The following is a 3,276-nucleotide window of genomic DNA, read 5'->3' as shown; positions in this document are numbered from 1 at the left end:
TTGATTATTTTTCCTTTCATAAGTTTTTTCTGAACAACTAAACTTTACCATGAATGTGAAAAAAATTCAAGGTTTTTTTGTTTTTATTTTCAATAATGAAAATTTCGTTTTCATAGCATGGTTATTAGCGTTTGAGCAATATTTCTGCGTGAGAGTTATGACCTAAAGTATCAAGATAAGAAAAAACTCGCTCCGCTCGTTTTGAAAAAATGACCTTTTCAAGGTCATTTTTTTTCGTCCTAACTTTCAGTTAGGCGGTCTAACCTGCGGTGATTGTGATATAATCATAAAGTCGCAACACCCAGTTAGCGTGCAGTTTGCAACTGCTAAGGAGGTGAGACTTCATGCTACAATTCTTAACCGAACTTGTTTTGCTACCGTTGCTGGTCAGCGTCGTTGCAGAACTGATTGCGGAATGGCTAATCCGCAAGTGGCGAAACAAATGCGACAAATAACTTAGCCTGCGTGCCTTGAGCAAGCACAAAAAAACACCCTTGGCTGCAACCTTGGGTGTTTTTCTTCACGCTTAACTTAACCGAACTTTTAAGCACTTTTAGTCTAACATACAAGGCTGATTTTGTCACGTGACAAGAAATAACACATTGTTTTTTGGCTGATAGGATTTCGGGGGCGGTCCACTCCGTGCCCCCGAGGAGAGGCTGGTCAAGGACATTTATGTCATGTTCTTTTTCATGCTTTTGTGCTAACTCGTGCGTAGAGACAAAAAAGAGGGGCTTTTAGCCCCCTTATACCGTCGAGCGGTATAATTCCCCCACAAATGTCTCTTCGAGACGAGAGGGGCTATTCTGAGCCTTTAGAGAGTTTTTCAGCTACCTCTCGAGTATAAACCCTGTACTTCCCTCGGTCATCACGTTTACGAAATCCAAAATAAAGCGGAGACATCTTCTCGGTATATCCGACTGGTTCAGCTTGAAAATGACTGTCCAAAGCAGATTGAAAAGATGTATTTTGAAGTTCATCAAGAGTATACAAAATCGGCTCAAAACCTTTTGCCTGTCCCATCATGTTTATGACCGAATTATCATGTACTAAAATTATCATGGTTGCTTCTTCAGAGGTTCAAGACCATTTGCCCAAAGCGATAGACCCAACTGGCCGTTTTGAACATACACCGTTGATTTTTCAGTATCAAAACTCATACGATAATCTTGCATCAACTCAACGGATGGAAGTCGTTCAAATTTTGCTGTAAAAACAAAACCTGTCAATTCGCCACTCATGACTAAGAAATCAGCTTTAACACCATTTGTTCCTGTCCTTTTGTTATTCTCATAGACTGGATTATCAATAAATTCACTAATACATTTTACGTTTGCCAACTCTCCGAATTTTGGAGCTACTGCTTGCGATGGTCTAATTGCCATAATCTTTTTCCTTTCCTGCTCTTTCGCAGGTCTTTCTAAAAAAATTCGGCAGAACGACAACAGTGCAGAAACCTTCTTCAAAAAAATGGATTGACAGGATGAATTGTCTTTATTAAACTATATTTGCAACATTTCGAAGCGGTATCTTTCTCAAAGCAAAGTGCCGTTTTTTTACTGCCTTGAATTTATTATACCACCTCAGAGCCTTCAAAAAAAGACCGTCCTTTTTCTCGCAAACCCTTGATATGATTGAATTTGTTGACACTTTCATTTTGTATAATACGAGTGTTTTATAACCACCCTTTCAAGTCTATTGTCTACACTTTCAGAACAAGATTTGCTATGGTCGGTTTTGGATCTTGCACGGTCTCTAGCTAAGACTTGCTAGACAAGAAAAACATCAGAGCCATTTGGGTTGCTGTCTGTCTTTTCCTCGTCAATTTTGTATACAAAATTTCGTCGTCAAAGCCATCCACCTTGCCAAAGGCAGACTGAGTTTTTTCTTGCCTGCAAGACTAATAGCTACTTGACCTATGCAAGTCAAAACACTGACCGAGCAATTCTAAGTTCTCAAAAGATGTGACACTAGACTTTACAGGGGGGAATAGAAAAAAGGCTCGTATAGAGCCAAAAGAAAGGGTCAAAAATTGATGTCATAAGCTAGGCTTGTCAGAGAAAAGAACTTGTTTTTTTTGATAGACCTGGAGGGGAATAAAAAAATGCCAAGGACAGTAAATGCCCAGGGCAATTTGTCTTTGAAAAATGCTACTGCTTGATGAAGTAGTTGCCTTTTGAATAGTTCCAATATGCGACGATAATTTCTGCCTTTGAAGCCTTTGGTTTATCTTCGTCTGAAGTGTTTACTAAGTCTCCGTTCTCGATGTCATCTAACTTCATTTCTTTTCGAATTTCTTTCAAGAGACCGCCAAAACCAAGCTGTCGTTTTTTATAAAGTCCTTCAAGCAATTCTCCAGTAATTTGAGTCAGTTTTTCTTCGCTACGTTTGATAAAATTGCCATTTTTATCCTTTTCAACTTCAAATGGTTTAACAGGGTATTTTGCAGTCTCAAGAACTGCTTTCATAATGCCGTCTTCAGAAAAGTCATTTTTCAAATCATCACGGGCAACTTTCTCTTTGACTGCTCGAATATCGACAATCGGTGTATAGTCCAATTTAGCAGATTGTTTCCAAATTTCTGTCCAATCAGCTTGACTAAGATAATTTTCTTTGCTATTAAAATACGTTGAACTGACCATTAACAGGACATGAATATGCGGATGATAGAGACCTGTCTCATCGTTATAAGTCACTTCTAACGAACGAATATAGCCTATCAAATTCTTTTTAACCAATTTCCGTCTAAATGCACGGTCAAACCCTATATTCATTTCCTTGATAGCATCTGAAAGTTCTTCCGCAGGAACATTCTTAATCGTCAATGTCAAGAATAAAAAGCGTGCCTTTGGTTTTCTCTTCAGAGCCTCTTCCAAAGTTCTTTTCGCTTGCCAAGAATACTTCATCGACCGTCTCCAGTTGCACATCGGACAAAGTTTATTCTTACAGAAATAAGCTTGATACAATTTCAATTTTTGAGTATGGTCTATAACAAATTTTAGATAATCTCCACAACTCCTAACTCTCTCAACCACACTCTCTTTATATCCTAATTTTTCAAGACGGTTTGAAAATCTCAAATTCCCCATTTTACGCTCTTTCCATTTTCTATCTTTACCAGTCTTTGTGACATCATGTAAGATTTCAAAATCTTCCGTCTGAGGTTCAGGACGTTTTAAAATATAATTATTATACTTGCGTTTTTGTTCTTGACTTTTAACCATTTTGTCTGATATAATCAAGAGGAATTAAATTAAAAATAACACAAAAATTCCT

General features: G+C 37.8%; 4 protein-coding genes. All 4 read right to left on the bottom strand.

Annotated features, from left to right (window positions below):
* Window positions 1-419: 419 nt before the first annotated feature.
* The gene (locus ACMZ6Z_RS09130; RefSeq protein ID WP_416132219.1) at window positions 420-584 is read right to left on the bottom strand and encodes a hypothetical protein; all 165 of its coding nucleotides are present in this window, start codon (window positions 582-584) and stop codon (window positions 420-422) included.
* A 217-nt stretch (window positions 585-801) separates the two neighbouring features.
* On the bottom strand, window positions 802-1,062 hold the full coding sequence (locus tag ACMZ6Z_RS09125; RefSeq protein WP_416132218.1) for a hypothetical protein: 261 nt from the start codon (window positions 1,060-1,062) through the stop codon (window positions 802-804).
* Window positions 1,059-1,385, bottom strand: coding sequence for a hypothetical protein (locus ACMZ6Z_RS09120; RefSeq protein ID WP_044688197.1), 327 nt, complete (start codon window positions 1,383-1,385; stop codon window positions 1,059-1,061). The genes ACMZ6Z_RS09125 and ACMZ6Z_RS09120 overlap by 4 nt, the downstream gene beginning before the upstream one ends.
* Window positions 1,386-2,150: 765 nt before the next feature.
* Complete coding sequence (locus ACMZ6Z_RS09115; RefSeq protein WP_253215780.1) at window positions 2,151-3,224, bottom strand: protein rep; 1,074 nt, start codon at window positions 3,222-3,224, stop codon at window positions 2,151-2,153.
* Window positions 3,225-3,276 lie beyond the last annotated feature (52 nt).

The organism is Streptococcus pluranimalium (genome assembly GCF_047785705.1).
Classification (GTDB): Bacteria; Bacillota; Bacilli; order Lactobacillales; family Streptococcaceae; genus Streptococcus; species Streptococcus pluranimalium_A.
Note: the sequence above shows the minus strand (reverse complement) of the source record. Positions and strands in the feature narration are given on the sequence as shown.

Bases quoted from the DNA above. Each gene is read 5' to 3' on its own strand.
- ACMZ6Z_RS09125 (WP_416132218.1), bottom strand. From the start codon at position 1,062: ATGATAATTTTAGTACATGATAATTCGGTCATAAACATGATGGGACAG.
- ACMZ6Z_RS09115 (WP_253215780.1), bottom strand. From the start codon at position 3,224: ATGGTTAAAAGTCAAGAACAAAAACGCAAGTATAATAATTATATTTTA.
- ACMZ6Z_RS09120 (WP_044688197.1), bottom strand. From the start codon at position 1,385: ATGGCAATTAGACCATCGCAAGCAGTAGCTCCAAAATTCGGAGAGTTG.